Source organism: Streptomyces sp. NPDC049813 (assembly GCF_044465085.1).
GTDB lineage: Bacteria > Actinomycetota > Actinomycetes > Streptomycetales > Streptomycetaceae > Streptomyces.
Window position 1 is genome coordinate 661137 of sequence record NZ_JBITLI010000003.1, and the last position, 19842, is coordinate 680978.

At 72.7% G+C, this 19842-nt stretch carries 16 protein-coding genes; 4 read left to right on the forward strand and 12 right to left on the reverse strand.

Annotation, left to right across the window (positions count from 1 at the left end; all coding sequences use genetic code 11):
* Nucleotides 1-106: 106 nt before the first annotated feature.
* Complete coding sequence (locus ACIBW6_RS10295) at nt 107-1345, reverse strand: AI-2E family transporter (protein WP_399058740.1); 1239 nt, start codon at nt 1343-1345, stop codon at nt 107-109.
* A gap of 56 nt (nt 1346-1401) precedes the next feature.
* Complete coding sequence (locus ACIBW6_RS10300) at nt 1402-1596, reverse strand: DUF3046 domain-containing protein (RefSeq protein WP_399058742.1); 195 nt, start codon at nt 1594-1596, stop codon at nt 1402-1404.
* A 79-nt stretch (nt 1597-1675) separates the two neighbouring features.
* Between ACIBW6_RS10300 and ACIBW6_RS10305 the strand changes: the two genes are divergently transcribed.
* A complete protein-coding gene (locus ACIBW6_RS10305; protein WP_399058744.1) occupies nt 1676-2626 on the forward strand; it encodes a hypothetical protein in 951 nt (316 codons plus the stop codon).
* A gap of 22 nt (nt 2627-2648) precedes the next feature.
* Here the strand turns inward: ACIBW6_RS10305 and ACIBW6_RS10310 are convergent, their stop codons facing one another.
* Genes ACIBW6_RS10310 through ACIBW6_RS10320 form a run of 3 tightly spaced genes read right to left on the reverse strand, consistent with a single transcriptional unit; the run spans nt 2649 to nt 4629 of the window.
* Nucleotides 2649-2957 carry an AzlD domain-containing protein gene (locus ACIBW6_RS10310; protein ID WP_399058746.1) on the reverse strand — a complete coding sequence of 103 codons (309 nt, stop codon included), beginning with the start codon at nt 2955-2957 and terminating at the stop codon, nt 2649-2651.
* Complete coding sequence (locus ACIBW6_RS10315) at nt 2954-3766, reverse strand: AzlC family ABC transporter permease (RefSeq protein ID WP_399058748.1); 813 nt, start codon at nt 3764-3766, stop codon at nt 2954-2956. Before ACIBW6_RS10315 ends, ACIBW6_RS10310 begins: the two co-directional genes overlap by 4 nt.
* Nucleotides 3652-4629 carry an AraC family transcriptional regulator gene (locus ACIBW6_RS10320; protein WP_399058750.1) on the reverse strand — a complete coding sequence of 326 codons (978 nt, stop codon included), beginning with the start codon at nt 4627-4629 and terminating at the stop codon, nt 3652-3654. Before ACIBW6_RS10320 ends, ACIBW6_RS10315 begins: the two co-directional genes overlap by 115 nt.
* Before the next feature lie 87 nt (nt 4630-4716).
* Between ACIBW6_RS10320 and ACIBW6_RS10325 the strand changes: the two genes are divergently transcribed.
* The 3 genes from ACIBW6_RS10325 (at nt 4717) to ACIBW6_RS10335 (ending at nt 11243) form a co-directional block, all read left to right on the forward strand.
* Nucleotides 4717-9468 carry an ATP-dependent helicase gene (locus ACIBW6_RS10325; RefSeq protein WP_399058752.1) on the forward strand — a complete coding sequence of 1584 codons (4752 nt, stop codon included), beginning with the start codon at nt 4717-4719 and terminating at the stop codon, nt 9466-9468.
* A 128-nt stretch (nt 9469-9596) separates the two neighbouring features.
* Nucleotides 9597-10403 carry an Fpg/Nei family DNA glycosylase gene (locus ACIBW6_RS10330; protein ID WP_399058754.1) on the forward strand — a complete coding sequence of 269 codons (807 nt, stop codon included), beginning with the start codon at nt 9597-9599 and terminating at the stop codon, nt 10401-10403.
* Between the two features lie 63 nt (nt 10404-10466).
* Complete coding sequence (locus ACIBW6_RS10335) at nt 10467-11243, forward strand: SDR family NAD(P)-dependent oxidoreductase (protein ID WP_399058756.1); 777 nt, start codon at nt 10467-10469, stop codon at nt 11241-11243.
* A gap of 583 nt (nt 11244-11826) precedes the next feature.
* On the opposite strand, the gene ACIBW6_RS10340 is transcribed toward ACIBW6_RS10335, so the two are convergent.
* The 7 genes from ACIBW6_RS10340 to ACIBW6_RS10370 form a co-directional block, all read right to left on the reverse strand.
* A complete protein-coding gene (locus ACIBW6_RS10340; RefSeq protein ID WP_399058758.1) occupies nt 11827-12300 on the reverse strand; it encodes a Dps family protein in 474 nt (157 codons plus the stop codon).
* Between the two features lie 163 nt (nt 12301-12463).
* Nucleotides 12464-12844, reverse strand: coding sequence for a helix-turn-helix transcriptional regulator (locus ACIBW6_RS10345; protein WP_356491126.1), 381 nt, complete (start codon nt 12842-12844; stop codon nt 12464-12466).
* A 109-nt stretch (nt 12845-12953) separates the two neighbouring features.
* A complete protein-coding gene (locus ACIBW6_RS10350) occupies nt 12954-13547 on the reverse strand; it encodes a CinA family protein (protein WP_399058760.1) in 594 nt (197 codons plus the stop codon).
* Entirely contained in the window at nt 13544-14362 is an 819-nt protein-coding gene (gene pgsA, locus ACIBW6_RS10355; RefSeq protein WP_399058762.1) for a CDP-diacylglycerol--glycerol-3-phosphate 3-phosphatidyltransferase, read from the reverse strand. The genes ACIBW6_RS10350 and pgsA overlap by 4 nt, the downstream gene beginning before the upstream one ends.
* Nucleotides 14359-15819, reverse strand: a complete 1461-nt coding sequence (rimO, locus tag ACIBW6_RS10360; RefSeq protein ID WP_399058764.1) for a 30S ribosomal protein S12 methylthiotransferase RimO — start codon at nt 15817-15819, stop codon at nt 14359-14361. The genes pgsA and rimO overlap by 4 nt, the downstream gene beginning before the upstream one ends.
* A 72-nt stretch (nt 15820-15891) precedes the next feature.
* Entirely contained in the window at nt 15892-16767 is an 876-nt protein-coding gene (locus ACIBW6_RS10365; RefSeq protein WP_399058766.1) for a helix-turn-helix domain-containing protein, read from the reverse strand.
* Nucleotides 16768-16985: 218 nt separating this feature from the next.
* A complete protein-coding gene (locus ACIBW6_RS10370; protein ID WP_399058768.1) occupies nt 16986-19766 on the reverse strand; it encodes a DNA translocase FtsK in 2781 nt (926 codons plus the stop codon).
* Nucleotides 19767-19842 lie beyond the last annotated feature (76 nt).

Below are 19842 nucleotides of genomic sequence, written 5' to 3' on the forward strand. Positions count from 1 at the left end.
CCAGCGAAGAACGCCCCTGGACGCTCCATAAGAATGGATGTTCGATTTTGGTGTCAAGCGCACCACGCGGGGCGCGCCGAGGCCCGTCACCCGCTCCGGGTACCGCTCACCGGTCCTCGGCGTTCGGCTCGTTCGGACCACGCAAGGCGCGCCGGGCGCGGGCGAGGACGGAGCCGCCGCCGCGCCGGCGGTGCCCGTGCACCCGCGGATCGTCGGTGACGTCGTACCGCTTCACGTACGCGCCCAGGAACGCCTGCAGCGTCGCGACGGCGGGGATCGCGATCAGCGCGCCCACCGCGCCGAGCAGCGCGGTGCCCGCGATGACCGAGCCGAAGGCGACCGCGGGGTGGATGTCGACGGTCTTCGAGGTCAGCTTCGGCTGCAGCATGTAGTTCTCGAACTGCTGGTACACGACGACGAAGATGAACACCCACAGCGTGTACCAGGGGTTCACGGTGAAGGCGATCAGCATCGGCAGCGCGCCCGCCAGGTAGGTGCCGATGGTCGGGATGAACTGCGAGACGAGACCGACCCACACGGCGAGCACCGGCGCGTACGGCACCCCGAGCACCTGCAGCAGGATGTAGTGGGCGAGCCCGGAGATCAGCGCCATCAGGCCGCGCGAGTACAGGTACCCGCCCGTCTTGTCGACGGCGATCTCCCAGGCGCGCAGCACCTCGGCCTGCTTCGCGGGCGGCAGCACCGAGCACAGGGCGCGCCGCAGCCGTGGCCCGTCGGCGGCGAAGTAGAACGAGAACAGGGTGATCGTCAGGAGCTGGAAGAGGCCTCCCAGCACCTGCGCGGACACGTCGAGGACGCCGGTCGCGCTGTTCTGCACGTACTTCTGGAGCCAGTCCGAGTGCAGCAGGCTGTCCTGGACCTCGACGCGGTTGAGCTCGGTGTGGAAGGTCTGGTTGACCCAGCTGATGACCTGGTCGAGGTATTTGGGGAAGTCCTCGACCATGTCCACGATCTGACCGGCGAGCATCGACCCCATCAGGACGACGAAGCCCGCGCCCGCGATCATCACCGCGAGGAAGACGAGGCCGGTGGCGAGGCCGCGGCGCAGGCCGCGCGCCGACATCCAGCTCACCGCGGGCTCCACCGCGAGCGCGAGGAAGAACGCGATCAGAACGTTGATCAGCAGCCCGGTGACCTGGTGGAAGGCCCAACTGCCGAACTGGAAGCAGGCGATGAGGGCCAGGGCGAGCACCATGGCCCGCGGCAGCCAGCGCGGCATGCCCGCGTGCGGGGTGGGTGCCGGGCCCGGCGGCCGCTCGGGGGGCGCCGAACCGGGTGGTGCCGAACCGGCCGTCACCGGGTTGGTCTCGTCAGTCGCTGCCACGGGTCCAGTCTCGCCCACGCCAGGGGCATCGGTGAACTTCCCGGCCGCCGCCTCGGTCAGCGCTTCTCCGCGGGCACGTCCATCGTGGCGCACACCACACGCCAGACCTCCTTGGCGTCCCAGCCTGCGTTCAGCGCCTCGTGCACCGTGCGCCCGCCGAGCCCCGCCATCACGTGGTCGCGCGCGAACGTGTCGGCGTACCCGGACCCGAAGTGATCCGCCATCCGCTGCCAGAAAACCGTCAACCGCATGCCTCCAGTATCCCGCCCCTGAGAGTGGGCCACGGGCAGGGAGGCATCCGGAGACCGCTTTCCGTCCTACGGTCGGTACATGGCCGAAACCGGAGCTTCCCCACTCCCCTCGTCCCCGTCGGCGCGCTCCCCGCTCTCCCGTGCCGCGTCGTTCGTCTGGCTGACCGCGCGCGTCCTGGAGCAGCGCCGCTTCGCCTACCACTTCCTGGACTCCTCGTCCGCCGCGGCCGATGCCGTGGAGACCGCCCTGGCCGCCTACCGCAACGAGGACGACGGCTACGGGTGCGCTCTCGAACCCGATCTGCGCGGTCCCGTCAGCCAGCCCCTGCACACCGGCCACGCGCTGCGCGTCCTGGACTCCATCGGCCGGTGCTCGGGGCAGCGCGTGGAGCGGATCTGCCGCTATCTGACGGCCGCGTCCACCCCAGAGGGCGCCCTTCCGGCGGTGCTTCCCAGCCAGCGGGACTATCCCCACGCCCCGTTCGTCCCGGTGGTGGACGCCCCGCCCGGCGAACTGCTGGCGACGGGGCCGGTGGCCGGGCTGCTGCACCGCAACGAGGTGTGGCACGCGTGGCTGTTCCGGGCGACGGACTTCTGCTGGTCCGCCGTCGAGTCGCTGACGACCTCGCATCCGTACGAGGTCGAGGCGGCGGTCGCCTTCCTGGACGGCGTGCCGGACCGCTCGCGCGCGCGGGCCGCCGCGGACCGGCTCGGCCGCCTCGTACGGGAGCAACGCCTCGCGGTCCTCGATCCGGGGCGCCTGGACGCGTACCCGGTCGCCCCGGGTTACGCGCCGGGCGAGCACCACTTCCCGTACGACTACGCGCGCGTGCCCGAATCGCTGGCCCGCTCCTGGTTCACCGACGAGGAGATGGCCCGCGCGCTCGACCACTTGGCGGGCGCGCAGCAGCAGGACGGCGGCTGGCCGCTCGACTGGCGGCAGTGGGCACCGGGCACCGCCTTGGAAGCGCGCCCGATGGTGACCATCGAGGCGTTGCGCACCCTGCGCGCTTACGGACGCCCCTTGTAGGCCGGCGGCAGCGTGCGCTGCTCTAGCCGGCGAGCGCCCGCACTCCTGCCGTGACCACCACGGCCACGGCGACGACCACGAGGAACGGCGCCCGCAGCAGCAGCGCGAGGGCCGCTGCCGCGAGCCCCGCGGCCTTGGCGTCCAGGACCAGGACGCGGCCCTCCGCGAACGTCTGCTGCGCTGTGAGCGCCGCGAGCAGCGCGACCGGCAGCAGCGCCGCGAGCCGCTTGACCACGGGGCGCTCCAGCGCCCCGGCGGGCACGAGCAGACCGATCAGCTTGACGGCGTAACAGCCCACTGCGGTGACGCCGATGGCGATCCAGATGTTCATCGGTCTCCTCCTTGTGCGGCGTCGGAGTCCTCAGTGCGGCGGCGCCCCTCTACGTAGAGCACGGCCGGCGCGGCGAGCGCGGCCACCAGGACCGGGACGCCCGCGGGCAGCACAGGAAGCAGTGCGAGCCCGAGCACGACGGCGAGCGCGGCGACGGCACGCTCCCTTGTGGACTTCAGCATCGGAGCGAGCAGCGCGAGGAAGACGGCGGGCCCGGCCGCGTCGATCCCCCAGGCGTCGGTGTCGCCGATGGCCTCGGCCCCCAGGGCGCCGAGCAGAGTGGTCAGGTTCCACAGGACGTACAGGGTCAGGCCGGTGACGGTGAAACCCATCCGTACGCTGCGCCGCGTCGGCTGCGCCAGGGCGACCGCCGACGTCTCGTCGATGACCCAGTGCGCGGCGAACGGCCGCACCGCGCGCGGGAGGGCCAGCAGCTGCGACAGACGCAGCCCGTAGAACGCGTTGCGGACCCCGAGGAAGAACGCGCCCGCGGCGGCGGTGAACGGGTTGCCGCCGGCCGCGAGCGCGCCGACCAGCGCGAACTGCGACGCCCCCGTGAAGACGAGGAGGCTGAGCGCACAGGTCTGCCACACGCTGAGGCCGCCGCCCGCCGCGGTCACGCCGAAGGCGAAGCCGGACAGGCCGACGGCGACACCGACGCCGAGCGCGTCACGGATGACGGCTGCGTCGGACTTCACGGCCTCGTCGGCGTGCTCGCGAGCGTCAGGTGCACGTCTGTCCGGAGTCCGTGTGCCAGGTGCTCGTGTCTCTGCTGTGCGTATGTCTGCGAGGGGTGTCTGTTCTGCCACGCCTCGGACAGTACGAGAGAGCGGTCCGCCGCATCTTGTACGTTCTTGCGGCCCCGCTGGTACGCCCCGGGAGGCACCCCGACGATCCGGGTGAAGTGCCGGTTCAGGTGCGGCTGGTCGGTGAATCCGACGGTCAGGGCGGCGTCCGCGGGCGCCGTGCCCTGTTCCAGCAGGCGCCGGGCCGCACGCACCCGCGCGTTCGTCAGCCAGGCGTGCGGCGGCATCCCGTAGGCGTCGCGGAAGGCCCGCAGGAGCGCGAAAGGACTGGTGCCGAGGTCGGCGGCGAGCGTCTCCAAGGAGGGCGGGTCGCTCAGGCCCTCTTCGAGGACCTCACGCGCGCGGGCCGCCGCCCTCGCCCCGGCCGACCGGCGCGGTCGCGGGGCGGGCGCCGTGCCGTGCTCCCGCAGGAGCCGGGCGAGCAGGATGCGCAGGACGCTGTCGGCCGCCAGCGCGTTGCCCTGCTCGGCTGCGCGGTGCACCTCCCGGATCAGGTGGGCGGCGCCCGGGTCGGTGACGATGGTCTCGCCGAAGCTCACGGTGCCGCGGACGGTGGTGGTCTCGGCGGCGATCTCACCGACGACCTCGGCCGACGGGTAGAGCGTGGCGTACGACCAGCCGTCGGGGCCGCCCGCCCGCGCGGTGTGCGCCACCTCGGGGTTGATCATGACGACGGTGCCGGGCAGGGCATGCACGGTGTCGCCGGGCATGCCGACCTCTTCGATCCCGCGCGACACCGCTCCGAGCACGAAGCCGTCGTGGCTGTGGCGCGGGAAGGTGTGGCCGACGTAGCGGGCGCGGAGCAGGTCGAGGCCCGGCAGCCGCTCGTACTGCCAGTGCCGCGCCCACTCGCCCTTGCCCGCCATGTCCCCATTCTGCGTCACGTCACCCCGATGAACCAGTCGTTTCCGCAGGTCACGGCCTTTGTCAGTGGCGGGGTGCAGGATGGGGGCATGGTCAGGTCCAGCAAGGGTCCCCAGGGCGCCCTCGACGGGTTCTCCCCCGCGACCCGCGGTTGGTTCACGGGGGCCTTCTCCGCGCCCACGCCCGCCCAGGCCGGAGCCTGGCAGGCCATCGGCGAGGGATCGGACGTGCTGGTCGTCGCGCCGACGGGATCGGGCAAGACGCTCGCCGCGTTCCTCGCCGCGCTCGACCAGCTCGCCTCCACGCCCCCGCCCGCGGACCCGAAGAAGCGCTGCCGGGTGCTGTACGTGTCGCCGATGAAGGCACTCGCCGTCGACGTGGAGCGCAATCTGCGCAGTCCCCTGATCGGCATCCGTCAGGAGGCGGTGCGCCTCGGTCTGACCGAGCCCGAGGTCAAGGTCGGCATCCGCTCCGGCGACACCCCGCCCGCCGAGCGCCGCGCGCTGGCCACCCGCCCGCCGGACATCCTGATCACCACACCGGAGTCGCTCTTCCTGATGCTGACGTCGGCCACGCGCGACGCGCTGACCGGCATCGAGACGGTGATCGTGGACGAGGTGCACGCGGTGGCAGGCACCAAGCGCGGCGCCCATCTGGCGCTCTCCCTGGAGCGCCTGGACGAGCTGCTGCCCCGCCCGGCCCGCCGCATCGGCCTGTCCGCGACGGTCCGCCCGGTCGACGAGGTGGCGCGCTACCTGTCGCCGCAGCGCAAGGTGGAGATCGTCCAGCCGCCGTCCGGCAAGGAGTTCGACCTGTCGGTGGTCGTCCCGGTCGAGGACCTGGGCGAGCTCGGCGGCTCCCCGGTCGCCGACTCCGACCAGGGTGCCGAGCGCCCGTCGATCTGGCCGTCCGTGGAGGAGCGGATCACGGACCTCATCGAGGCCCACCGTTCGACGATCGTCTTCGCCAACTCCCGGCGCCTGGCGGAGCGCTTGTGCAACCGGCTGAACGAGATCGCGTACGAGCGGGCCACCGGCGAAGCCCCGCCCGAGGACCACTCCCCCGCAGAGCTGATGGGCGGCTCCGGAGCGGCGACGGGCGCCCCCCAGGTCATCGCCCGCGCCCACCACGGTTCGGTCTCCAAGGAGCAGCGCGCGCTCGTCGAGGAGGACCTGAAAGCGGGCCGTCTGCCGGCGGTCGTCGCCACCTCCAGCCTCGAGCTCGGCATCGACATGGGCGCCGTCGACCTCGTCGTGCAGGTCGAGTCACCGCCCTCCGTCGCCTCCGGCCTGCAGCGCGTGGGCCGTGCGGGACACCAGGTGGGTGCGGTCTCCACCGGGGTCGTCTTCCCGAAGTACCGCGGCGACCTCGTGCAGTCGGCCGTCGTGACCGAGCGGATGCGCTCGGGTGCCATCGAGTCGCTGCGCGTCCCGGGCAACCCGCTGGACGTGCTCGCCCAGCAGCTGGTCGCGATGACCGCCATGGACACCTGGCAGGTCGACGACCTGCTGGCGCTGGCCCGCAGGGCGGCCCCGTTCGCCTCGCTCCCGGAGTCGGCGTTCACCGGCGTCCTGGACATGCTCGCGGGCCGTTATCCGTCCGACGCCTTCGCCGAGCTGCGCCCGCGCGTGGTCTGGGACCGGGTCGCCGGCACCGTCACCGGCCGCCCCGGAGCCCAGCGCCTCGCCGTCACCTCCGGTGGCACGATCCCCGACCGCGGCCTGTTCGGCGTCTTCCTCGCGGGCACCGACCCCAAGAAGGGCGGCGGCCGCGTCGGCGAGCTGGACGAGGAGATGGTCTACGAGTCCCGCGTCGGGGACGTCTTCACCCTGGGCACCAGCTCCTGGCGGATCGAGGACATCACCCGCGACCGCGTCCTCGTCTCCCCCGCCCCCGGCGTCCCCGGGCGGCTGCCGTTCTGGAAGGGCGACCAGCTGGGCCGCCCGCTCGAACTGGGGCGGGCGGTCGGCGCGTTCCTCCGCGAGGTCGGCTCGCAGCAGCCCGACGACGCGCGCGTGCGGCTGGCCGCCGCGGGCCTCGACACCTGGGCCGCGGAGAACGTGCTGTCGTACCTGGCCGAGCAGCGTGAGGCCTGCGGTCACATCCCGGACGACCGCACCATCGTGGTCGAGCGTTTCCGGGACGAGCTGGGCGACTGGCGCGTCGTCGTCCACTCCCCGTTCGGCGCGCAGGTGCACGCCCCGTGGGCGCTCGCCCTGGGTGCCCGGCTCAGCGAGAAGTACGGCATGGACGCCCAGGTCATGCATGCCGACGACGGCATCGTGCTGCGCCTGCCCGACGCCGACCTGATGGGCCTCGACCTCCTCGACCAGGAACCGTCGAAGCCGGGCCTGGAGTACGACTCCGAACAGGCCCCCATCGGCGCCGCCGACGTCGCCTTCGACAAGGGGGACGTCGACCAGATCGTCACCGACGAGGTCGGCGGTTCGGCCCTGTTCGCGTCCCGCTTCCGGGAGTGCGCCGCCCGCGCGCTGCTCCTGCCGAAGCGCAACCCGGGCAAGCGCACGCCCCTGTGGCAGCAGCGGCAGCGGGCCTCGCAGCTCCTCCAGGTGGCCAGCGAGTTCGGCTCCTTCCCGATCGTCCTGGAAGCAGTGCGGGAGTGCCTCCAGGACGTCTTCGACGTCCCCGGCCTCGCGGAGCTGATGGGGGACATCGAGTCCCGCAAGGTGCGCCTGGTGGAGGTCACCACTCCGGAGGCCTCGCCGTTCGCCCGCTCGCTCCTGTTCGGGTACGTCGCCCAGTTCCTCTACGAAGGCGACTCGCCGCTCGCCGAGCGACGGGCGGCCGCACTGTCCCTGGACTCGCGGCTGCTGGCCGAGCTGCTGGGCCAGGCCGAGCTGCGCGAGCTGCTCGACGCGGACGTCCTGGCCGAGCTGGAGCAGGAGCTGCAGTGGCGCACCGAGGACCGGCGGATCAAGGACATCGAGGGCATCGCCGATCTGCTGCGACTCCTGGGACCGCTGACGGACGGCGAGCTGGCCGAGCGGGGCGCCGAGCCCGGCTGGGCCGAGGAGCTGGCGTCCGCCCGGCGAGCCATCCGGGTCCGCGTCGCCGGCGCCGACCACTGGGCCGCCATCGAGGACGCGGGCCGGCTGCGGGACGCCCTCGGCACGGCGCTGCCCGTCGGTGTTCCCGAGGCCTTCACCGAGCCGGTCAAGGACCCCCTCGGCGACCTCCTGGCCCGCTTCGCGCGGACACACGGCCCGTTCACGTCCACGCAGGCGGCGGCCCGTTTCGGTCTCGGCGTCGCGGTCACGGAGGGCGCCCTCCAGCGCCTCGCGGCGAACGGCCGGGTCGTGCAGGGCGAGTTCCACCCCGCGGGCATCGGCCAGGAGTGGTGCGACGCGGCGGTCCTGCGTCGGCTGCGCCGCCGCTCCCTCGCCGCGCTGCGGCACGAAGTCGAACCGGTGCCACCCGCGGCCCTCGCCCAGTTCCTGCCCCAGTGGCAGAGCGTGAGCGGGCACGGCCTGCGCGGGGTCGACGGCCTGGTGCGCGCCATCGAGCAGCTGCAAGGGGCCTCCGTGCCCGCCTCCGCCCTGGAGAAGCTCGTCCTGCCCTCCCGCGTCGCCGGGTACGCGCCGGCGCTCCTTGACGAACTGACGGCTTCCGGTGAGGTGCTGTGGGCAGGCGCGGGGTCGCTCCCCGGCAAGGACGGCTGGGTCTCCCTGTACCTCGCCGACGCCGCCCCGCTCCTCCTGCCGCCCCCGCACCCCCTCGAGCTCACGCCGCTGCACCAGGCGGTCCTGGACAGCCTCTCCGGGGGCTACGGCCTGTTCTTCCGGCAGATCGCCGACCAGGTCCGCGCCGCGCCGCCCGCGCAGGCCGCCGAGGGGCAGGGCGAGGCCCTGGTCACCGCCTCCGATCCCCAGCTGGCCGACGCACTGTGGGACCTTGCCTGGTCGGGCCGCCTGACGAACGACACGCTCGCTCCGATGCGCTCCCTCCTCGGCTCGGGCCGCACGGCGGGCTCCACCGCGCACCGCGCGCGCAGAGCCGTCCCGCGCGGCCGTTACGGGAGCCTGACCGCTGCCGCCCGAGCCACCTCGCGCACCGGTCCGCCGACCGTCGCCGGCCGCTGGTCGCTGCTGCCCGGCCAGGAGCCGGACCCGACCGTGCGCGCCCACGCGCTGGCCCGCACCCTCCTGGACCGGCACGGCGTGGTGACCCGCGGCGCGGTCGCCGCCGAAGGCATCGAGGGCGGCTTCTCGGCGGTGTACCGGGTCCTGTCCGTCTTCGAGGAGAGCGGCCAGGCCAGGCGCGGCTACGTGGTGGAGGGGCTCGGCGCCGCCCAGTTCGCGATGGACGGCGCGGTGGACCGCCTGCGGGCGGCGGCCAACGCGCAGGAGCGCGGCGCGCCCCCGCCCGACCCGTTCAGCCAGAACGACACCCCGAAGGGCCGTACGGCGGCGGCCCGGGCCCTGGTCCTGGCCGCCGCCGACCCGGCCAACGCGTACGGTGCGGCCCTCCCCTGGCCCGAGCCGCCCGCGCGCGCGGGACACAAGCCCGGCCGCAAGGCGGGCTCCCTGGTGGTCCTGGTCGACGGCGAGCTGACGCTCTACATGGAGCGCGGCGGCAAGAGCCTCCTCGCGTGGCCCAGCAGCGACGCCGACTCCGCGCCGCCGTCGGCCGCCCACCTCTCGGACGATCCCCGGCTGCCCGCCGCCGCCCAGGCCCTGGCCGAAGCGGCCCGCTCCGGGGCCCTCGGCACGATCACCGTCGAACGGATCAACGGCGAGGCGGCGCTCACCGCCCCGTACGCTCCCCTCCTGGAGGGCTCCGGCTTCCACGCGACCCCCCGGGGCCTGCGGCTCCGCGCCTGAGCACGCGCCGGCGGCGCCCAGGCCCGGCGCCACGAGCCCCGCCCGGCGCCGGGAGGCCCGTGCCCTGGTGAGCGGCGCTCCGGCCCCAGCAGCGTCCCCCACCCCACCAAGCGCCCTACCCTGGAGCCATGCCCGAAGGAGACACCGTCCTGCAAGCCGCGAAGCGGTTGCACACCGCGCTCGCGGGCCAGGTCCTCATCCGCTCCGACCTACGAGTCCCCCGGTTCGCCACCGCGGACCTCACCGGACGCACGGTCCTGGAGGTCCTCTCCCGCGGCAAGCACCTGATGACCCGCATCGAGGGCGGCCTCACCCTCCACTCCCACCTGCGCATGGACGGCACCTGGCGGATCTACGCGCCCGGCGAGCGCTGGCGCGGCGGGCCCGCCCACCAGATCCGGGCCATCCTCGCCAACGAGTCGCACGCGGCAGTCGGCTACCGTCTGCCCGTGCTGGAGCTGCTGCGCACCAGCGAGGAGGAGAACGCGGTCGGCCACCTCGGCCCCGACCTGCTCGGCCCGGACTGGGATCCCGACAAGGCCCTGCGGAACCTGCTCCAGGACCCCGCCCGCGCCGTCGGCGAAGCCGTCCTGGATCAGCGGAACCTCGCGGGCGTCGGCAACGTCTTCAAGTCCGAACTCTGCTTCCTCTTGGGGATCACCCCCTGGCTCCCCGTAGGCGAACTGTCCCCGGAGACCGCGGAGCAGCTCCCCCTGCTCTCCAAGAAGCTCCTCGAATTCAACCGCGACCGCTCCAACCGTGTCACCACCGGCCGCGCCCGCCCCGGCGAGCGCCTCTACGTGTACGGCCGGGCCTCGCGCCCCTGTCTGCGCTGCCGCACCCGCATCCGCGTGGCCGAACAGGGCGACGGCTCCCGCGAACGCCCCACCTACTGGTGCCCCACCTGCCAACCGGGCCCGCACCCCACCCACTGAACCGGCCAGGCCAGCTCCGCACACCAATTGACGCCCCGTCAGATCAGCTCGTACGGTCCTCCCATGACGGTCATGGCGTACGACCTCACCGGACGCACCGCATGCGTCACCGGCGCCGCGAGCGGTATCGGCCGCGCCTGCGCCGTGCTCCTCGCCGAGGCCGGGGCCACCGTGCACTGCGCGGACCACGACGCACCCGGCCTGCACGAGACCGCGGCCCTGATCAAGGCGGCCGGCGGCACCGCTCACACCCACACACTGGACGTCACCGACCGCGCCCAGGTCACCGAGGCCGTCGCGACCGCGGCCGCCGCCACCGGGACACTGGACATCCTGGCCGCCATCGCCGGGATCATGCACGACAGCCCGGTCCTGGAGACCCGCGACGAGGACCTCGACCGCGTCCTCGCCGTCAACTTCAAAGGCGTCCTGTACGCGTGCCAGGAAGCGGCCCGCACGATGATCGCGGCCGGCACCCGCGGCAGCATCGTCACCATGGCCTCGGGCGCGGTCGACACCGGCGGCCCCGGCCTGCTCTGCTACGGCGCCGCCAAGGCCGCCGTCGTCCAGCTCACCAAGACGCTCGCGACGGAGGTCGGACGGCACGGCATCCGCGTCAACGCGGTCGCCCCGGGCTGGATCCGGACCCCCATGACGACCCGGCACGACGAGAGCGCCCAGGCCCACACGGAGTCCCTGATGGTGCGCCTGGCCCCGCTCGGCCGGGTCGGCGAGCCGCTGGACGTCGCGCACGCGGTGCTGCACCTGGCCTCGGACGCAGCGGCGTTCACGACCGGCCAGATCCTCCGCCCGAACGGTGGCGTCGCCATGCCTTGGTGACCCGCCCGAAAACCCCGCCCGGCTCACGCACAGGCGCCGCCGGGGGCTCCCTCGTAGGCACTGCCGGGGGCGCCACCGTAGGAGCCTCCGGGGGCACCACCGCAGGCGCCGCCGGGGACTCCCTCGTAGGCGCCGCCGGGGGCACCACCCTAGGAGCCTCCGGGGGTACTCCCGTAGGCGCCGCCGCCCGCGAAGGCCCCCGCGCCCCGCGCGACCCCCCTCGCCCGCCTCGTCCGCCTCGTCCGCCTCGTCCAGTGCGCCCCCGCCCGCCGGCCACACCGGACGCGCGCCCCTTCGGCAGCGCGTGCACCGGCAACAGGCTCAACCCCCAGCCCCCCGCCGCCACCGCCCCCTCGAACGTCCCCGCGTCCGGCGCCAGCGCCAGCCGCAGGACACCCCACCACCACAGCGCCCCGCATATCAGCCCGGGTATCCAGCGCAGCAGCAGCCGCCTCGCCACGACCGCTCACCTCCGCCCGTCACCCCGGACCACCTGTCACCAGGACCTCGCACCTGCCCGGGCTCGGCCACGCTTCCGGCCACGCACCATCCAGCAGCGGGCGCTCCCCGGCCCCGCCCGCGGTCAGCCGCGGTTCTCGGCCTGGAACATCCAGTGGTGCTTCTCCAGATCGGCCGTGATGCCGATGAACATGTCCTGGCTCACCGGATCCGCCTCGCCGGTCGCCGCGATCCGCTGGCGCATGCGCGTGATCACCGCGCCGAGCGCCTCCACGAGCGTGCCCACGGCGTCCGAGTCCTTCACCCAGCCTTCGGCGACCGCGCCGATGCCGCTGCTGGAGGCGACGGTCGCGGCCCGCCCGTCCGGCGGGACGCCCAGCGTCGAGGCCCGCTCGGCGACGGTGTCGGAGTGCAGGCGCGCCGAGTCCACGACCTCGTCCAGCTGGAGGTGCACGGACCGGAACCGGGGCCCGACCACGTTCCAGTGGACCTGCTTGGCCACCAGGGAGAGGTCCACCAGGTCGACGAGCGCGCCCTGGAGCGCCTCGGACACGGTCTTCAGGTCAGCATCGGACAGCGGACTCTTCACGTCGTACATCCCTTACCTCCGCAGTGAAATCACGCTCAACGATGGCATAGATGAGCGATTACGGACACACGGGACAACTCTCCGTGACGGCCGAGGCCCAGGGCCGGACAGCAGAGAGCCCCGACCGTGGTCCCGGCCGGGGCTGTCTGTTGCACGCTGTGTGTGCGAGGCGCTACGCCGCTACGACGTCGACCGCCTCGGCTGGTGCCTTGATCGTCACCCGTTCCGGCGGGACGCCGGTCACGGAGACCGCATTGAGCATCGGACGAACCGGTGTGCGCACCGGCTCCGACGGGACCGCTGCTGCCGACTCGGCCAGCTCCGCGAGAGCGAGCTCGTCGCTCACCTCGCGCATCAGCTCGGACATCCGTACGTCAAGCGCGTCGCAGATAGCGGAAAGCAGTTCGGAGGATGCCTCCTTCTGCCCCCGCTCCACCTCGGAGAGATAGCCGAGCGAGACTCGGGCGGACGAGGAGACTTCGCGCAGAGTACGGCCCTGGCGCTGGCGCTGCCGACGCAGCACGTCACCCAGCAGGCGACGGAGCAGAATCATCGGTGGCTCCCTCCTCGGACCGCGTAGCCGCATCCTTCACGCCCCACCGTACCGCCTCGTGCGACGGCCGTGCGGGGAGCGATGTCGTGTTCACTCAGGGCTGCAAACATCAAAACCCCCCGTTCTGTTCCGTATCCTGTGCCCGCGCATTCCCACTGCGTTCGCCGGAATGCGCTCCGACCAGCTCTTCCGCAAGGAGGCGGAGCACGCTCCGTACACTCTCCCTACGGATTTCCGTCCGGCCGCCGTTCAACCGCAGCTCGAGCACTTTGCGGCTACCAGCGAAATTACCCGGCTTCGCCGGAGCCCCGTCCCGAGGCCCCGCGGCGGGCCCGGCGCCAGGTCCGACGACAGCCACGTAGACCGTGCCCACCGGCTGTCCGTCCTGCGGTTCCGGCCCGGCGACGCCCGTCGTGGCGATCCCCCAGCCCGCGCCGAGCGCCGCCCGCACGCCGGCCGCCATCTGCAACGCCACATCGGGGTGGACGGCTCCGTGGGCCGCGAGCAGATCCGCGTCGACGCCCAGCACGTCGTGCTTGAGTTCGGTCGCGTACGCGGTGACGGAGCCGCGGAAGGCCTTCGAGGCCCCGGGCACCGCCACCAGCTCCGCGGCCACGAGACCGCCGGTCAGCGATTCGGCCACGGCGAGGGTCTCCCCCCGCTCGGTCAGCAGCCGCAGCGCCTCGACAGCCTCGTCCCTCACTTCTCGGCCGCCTCCGAGGACGCGGGCGACGGCTCCGGCGCGGAGGAGGCCTCCACGGCGGACGGCCCCGCCGCCTCCCCCGCGGACGTCACGTCCGACACGGGCGGCGCCACCGTCGTCTGCTCCACGGCCGCCTGGGCGAGTGCCGCCTGGGTCTCGGCCGCGGCGACCGCCGCCTCCGCGAGGCCCGCACGGCGCAGCACGACCGCCTGCCGCACGTAGTCAAGGCCGGTCAGCACCGTCAGCGCGACGGCCACCGCCATCACCCAGAACCGGAAGGTGGCCAGCGGCCCGGTGAGTGCCAGCACATACATGCCCACCGCGGTGCCCTGGGCGAGCGTCTTCATCTTGCCGCCGCGGCTGGCCGGAATGACCCCGTACCGGATCACCAGGAAGCGCATCAGCGTGATCCCGAGCTCACGCCCGAGGATGACGCCGGTCACCCACCACGGCAGGTCACCGAGCGAGGACAGACAGATCAGCGCCGCACCCATGATCGCCTTGTCGGCGATGGGGTCGGCGATCTTCCCGAAGTCGGTGACCAGGTTGTACGTACGCGCCAGGTGCCCGTCGAAGACATCGGTGATCATCGCGACGGCGAACGCCGCCCAGGCCCAGGCCCGCCACGCCGGGTCGTACCCGCCGTCGGCCAGCATGAGCATCACGAACCCGGGCACGAGCAGCAGCCGCACCATGGTGAGGATGTTGGCGATGTTCCACAGGCTGGCCTGATCGACGGCCGCAGCGCCCAGCTTGCCGCCACCGGGCGCCGGCGTGCCGGTCCCGCCCGTGGCGGATGCCGGGACTCCGGTCATCTGGCCGCCTCCTCAGCAATGTCGAGAGGCTCGGCGACGAGGTCCACTCCCTCGGTGCCGACCACCTTTGCCACGACCATACGGCCCACGCTCAAGCCGGCGCCGCCCGTGAGCCGCACCTGCCCGTCCGTCTCGGGTGCCTGGTGCGCGCCGCGCCCGACGACGCCGTCCTCGGCGTCCACGGACTCGACGAGCACCTCGACGGTCTCACCGAGGCGCTCCTCGGCCCGCTGGGACACCAGCTGCTCGGCGAGGCGCGACACGCGCGCCAGGCGCTCGGCGACGACGTCCTCGTCGAGCTTGTCCTCGTACGTCGCCGCCTCCGTGCCCTCCTCGTCGGAGTAGCCGAAGACGCCGATGGCATCCAGCCGGGCACCGTTCAGGAAGCGCTCCAGCTCGGCGAAGTCCGACTCGGACTCGCCGGGGAAGCCCACGATGAAGTTCGACCGGACGCCCGCCTGCGGCGCCTTGCTCCGAATGGTGTCGAGCAGCTCCAGGAAGCGGTCGGTGTCGCCGAAGCGCCGCATCGCGCGCAGCACGCCGGGGGCCGAGTGCTGGAAGGAGAGGTCGAAGTACGGGACGACCTTGTCGGTCCCCGTCAGGACGTCGATCAGGCCGGGCCGCATCTCGGCGGGCTGCAGATAGCTGACGCGGACCCGCTCGATCCCGTCGACGTCGGCCAGCTCGGGCAGCAGCGACTCCAGCAGCCGGATGTCGCCCAGGTCCTTGCCGTACGACGTGTTGTTCTCGGAGACCAGCATGACCTCCTTGACGCCCTGCTCGGCGAGCCAGCGCGTCTCGTTCAGTACGTCGCTGGGGCGGCGGGAGATGAAGGAGCCGCGGAACGAGGGGATCGCACAGAAGGAGCAGCGCCGGTCGCAGCCGGAGGCCAGCTTCACCGAGGCGACGGGCGCGCCGTCGAGCCGGCGGCGCAGGGGCGCGCGCGGCCCGGAGGCGGGCGCGAGCCCGTCGGGAAGGTCCGCGGGCGCGTGACCGGGCAGCGCGATGCCGGCACCGGCCTCCTGGCGCTCGGCCGGGCTGATCGGCAGCAGCTTGCGGCGGTCGCGCGGGGCGTGCGCCTCCACGTTCCCACCAGAGAGGATGGTCTGGAGGCGGCCGGAGATGTCCTCGTAGTCGTCGAAGCCGAGAACGCCGTCGGCCTCGGGCAGCGCCTCGGCCAGCTCCTTGCCGTACCGCTCGGCCATGCAGCCGACGGCCACGACGGCCTGGGTTCTGCCGTGGCCCTTGAGATCGTTGGCCTCGAGCAGGGCGTCGACGGAGTCCTTCTTGGCGGCCTCGACGAAGCCACAGGTGTTGACGACGGCGACATCCGCGGACTCGGCGTCCTCGACGAGCTCCCAGCCGTCCGCCTCCAAGCGGCCTGCGAGCTCCTCCGAGTCCACCTCGTTACGGGCGCAGCCAAGGGTGACAAGTGCGACGGTACGGCGTTCGGGCATGGACTCAAGACTACTTTGTTCCACCGACAGCCCTCGCCGCGAGGGTTGCCGAAGGGGCGCCCGGGTCGTCCGTCAGCCGACTTCGGGATCGCCCTTCGTGTACGTGAGCCGCTCGACCTGGCCCGGCTGGAACGCGTCTTTCAGCTCCTTGCCGTTCACGAAAAGCTGTATGGCACCGGCGTCCCCCAGGACCAGATCGATCTTCTGGTTGTCCTGGAACGTCTTCGTCTGACCCTGTTCGAGCAGGCCGTCGAAGAGAATGCGCCCGTTGTGGTCCTTCGCGGAGATCCAGCTGCGCCCCTCCGCGGCGTTGATCTTCACGGTGACCTTGTCGGCCGGGGCCGCCGCGATGGCGCTGTCGGACGGGACCGGCTTGCGGTCGGCCGGCTTCTTGCCCGTGGCGCTCGGCTTCGGGGCGGGCTTGCTGGTCGCGGGCGTGGCGCCCTCGGCGGACTGCTGCGTGTCGCCGTCGTCCCCGCCGTTGACCACGGTGTAGCCCACGAACGCGATGACGGCCACGATGGCGGCGACCATGGCGGCGGTCCAGTTGGGCCGGCGCGGCTCGGAGCGGATCCGCTCGGCCTCGAACAGCGGGGTGGCGGGCGTGGGCGCGGGCCGCCTGCCGTGCAGCGCGCCGTACTGCTCCAGGAGGGGCTCGGGATCGACGCCCACGGCACGCGCCAGCGTCCGGATGTGCCCGCGCGCATACACGTCGCCGCCGCAGCGGGAGAAGTCGTCCTCCTCGATGGCGTGCACGATCGGGGCCCGGACCCGGGTCGACTGGCTCACCTCGTCGACGGTCAGCCCCGCGGAGATGCGCGCCTGCTGAAGGGCGCGACCGATCGAGGGCCGGTCGTCCGCGGGCGGGACGCTCTCTTGGGAGGGCCGGTCTTCCGACGGACGGTCTTGCGAAGGACGGTCGTCTTCAGGGGAGTTGCCGATGGACACGGGGGCGCCTTTCGAGCGTGTAACCACCTGCTGGAGGTTCAGTCTAGGGGGGGTACGAAAGGGTGGGGCAACCGGGCGGTCGGACTTTGTACGCCATCAGACTGGCCCGACATCCTGATGGTGGGACAAGAAGTTGTCCCTTCCCTCAACTTGACGTACTCGTTGAGGAAACGGTTGCCCCGGATTCCCGTACGAGTGACATCGGTGTCGAGGGATCCTCAGGATTGAGCCTCCCCGCGGATCACCGCGAGCACACCGTCCAGCTCGTCCGGCTTCACCAGGACGTCGCGGGCCTTCGAGCCCTCACTGGGTCCCACGATGTTGCGGGACTCCATGAGGTCCATCAGGCGCCCGGCCTTGGCGAAGCCCACCCGGAGCTTGCGCTGCAGCATGGAGGTGGACCCGAACTGGGTGGACACCACCAGCTCGGCCGCGGCGCACAGCAGCTCCAGGTCGTCCCCGATGTCCTCGTCGATCTCCTTCTTCTGTTTGGTCCCCACAGTGACGTCCTCGCGGAAGACGGGCGCCATCTGGTCCTTGCAGTGCTGCACGACGGCCTGGATCTCGTCCTCGGTGACGAAGGCGCCCTGCATACGGGTCGGCTTGTTCGCACCCATCGGCAGGAAGAGACCGTCGCCCTTGCCGATCAGCTTCTCGGCGCCCGGCTGGTCGAGGATGACCCGGCTGTCGGCGAGCGAGGAGGTCGCGAAGGCCAGGCGTGAGGGCACGTTCGCCTTGATCAGGCCGGTGACGACGTCGACCGACGGGCGCTGGGTGGCGAGCACCAGGTGGATGCCGGCCGCGCGCGCGAGCTGCGTGATGCGCACGATGGCGTCCTCGACGTCACGCGGGGCGACCATCATCAGGTCGGCGAGCTCGTCGACGATCACCAGCAGGTACGGGTAGGTCTTCAGCTCCCGCTCGCTGCCCTCGGGCGTCTTGAGCTTGCCGTCGCGGATCGCCTGGTTGAAGTCGTCGATGTGCCGGTAGCCGAACGCCGCGAGGTCGTCGTAGCGCAGGTCCATCTCCCGCACGACCCACTGGAGCGCCTCGGCGGCCCGCTTCGGGTTGGTGATGATCGGCGTGATGAGGTGCGGGATCCCCTCGTACGCCGTCAGCTCCACGCGCTTGGGGTCGACGAGGACCATCCGGACGTCCTCGGGGGTGGCCCGCACCATGATCGAGGTGATGAGGCAGTTGATGCAGGACGACTTACCGGAGCCGGTGGCGCCGGCGACAAGGATGTGCGGCATCTTCGCCATGTTCGCCATGACGTAGCCGCCCTCGACGTCCTTGCCGAGCGCCACCAGCATGGGGTGGTCGTCCTCGGCGGCGTCCGCGAGCCGCAGCACGTCCCCGACGTTGACCATCTCGCGGTCGGTGTTCGGGATCTCGATGCCGACCGCCGACTTGCCCGGGATGGGGCTGATGATGCGGACGTCCGGGGAGGCCACCGCGTACGCGATGTTCTTCGCGAGCGCGGTGATCTTCTCGACCTTCACGGCGGGGCCGAGCTCGACCTCGTAGCGCGTGACCGTCGGGCCGCGGGTGAAGCCGGTGACGGCCGCGTCGACCTTGAACTCGGTGAAGACGGTCGTCAGCGACGCCACGACGGCGTCGTTGGCGGCGCTGCGCGACTTGCCGGGTCCGCCGCGCGTCAGGAGGTCCAGCGAGGGCAGCGCGTAGGTGATGTCGCCGGCGAGCTGGAGCTGCTCGGCCCGCGGCGGCAGCTCGCGCGCGTCGTCCGGCGCGGACTTGGTCAGGTCGGGCACGGCGAGCCTGGAGGGCGTCGGCTCGGGCTCGTGCCCGGCCGGGGGCTCGGCGACCGGTTCGGGCTTCTTCCTCGCCCGGGCGGTCGGTACCGGCGCCGTGCGCTCCGGCGCGGGCACCTCTCCCGAGCGCTCCCCCCGCTCGGTGCCGACGCCCTGCGTGAGGTCGGCGACCAGCGGCGACGGCGGCATCCCGTGCAGCACGGCGCCGTCCAGCGCGGCGGCGGCCGCGGCGGCCACGTCCACGGCGTCCATGGAACGCTCCATGGACGGCTGCACGGACGCGCGCCGGGGCCTGCGCCGCTTGGAGAGCGCGTCTTCCTCTATGCGGTCGGGGTCGTACACCGTGGAGCCCCCGGGGGCCGCGGCGCGGCGCCGCGCGGGCGCGGGCGGGGCCTCCCGCCACTCCTCGTCGTACTCCTCGGCCGCGAACTCCTCCACGGCCAGGTCGTCGTGGACGATGCCGAGCCGCACCCCGAGCAGCCGAAGCCGCTGCGGGATCGCGTTGACCGGCGTCGCGGTCACGACGAGCAGCCCGAAGACGGTGAGCAGGACGAGCAGTGGGACCGCGAGCACCTCGGTCATCGTGAAGGTGAGGGGGGTGGCGGCGGCCCAGCCGATGAGCCCGCCGGCGTCCCTTATGGCCTGCATGCCGTCGGAGCGCGCGGGTGAGCCGCACGCGATGTGGACCTGGCCGAGCACGCCGACGACGAGCGCGGACAGGCCGATCACGATGCGCCCGTTGGCCTCGGGCTTCTCCGGGTGGCGGATGAGGCGCACGGCGATGACGCCGAGCAGTATCGGCAGCAGCAGGTCGAGGCGGCCGAAGGCGCCGGTCACCAGCATCTCGACCAGGCCGCCGACCGGGCCCTGGAGGTTGGACCAGGTGCCGGCCGCGCAGACCAGCGCGACCCCGAGCAGCAGGAGGGCGAGACCGTCCTTGCGGTGCGCGGGGTCGAGCCCCTTCGCGCCCCGCCCTATGCCGCGGAACATCGCCCCGACGCTGTGCGCGACGCCGAGCCACAGGGCGCGTACGAGCCGGTACACGCCCCCGGTGGGGCTGGCCGCCGGCCTGGGCGCGGGCTTCTTCGCCACGGCCTTCCTGGCGGGCGCCTTCGCCACGGCCTTCTTGGCGGGAAGTTTCTTGGCAGGAGCCTTCTTCGCCGGAGCCTTGGTCGGCGCTGCCGCCTTTTTCGCGGGCGACTTCTTGGCTGCGGGACGTGAGGCCATAGGTGTGAGGTTACCGGGGGAGGCGCCCGCGTACACGTGTGCCCAGTGCTTCACTCTTTTGTGTCGCGGACCGTCG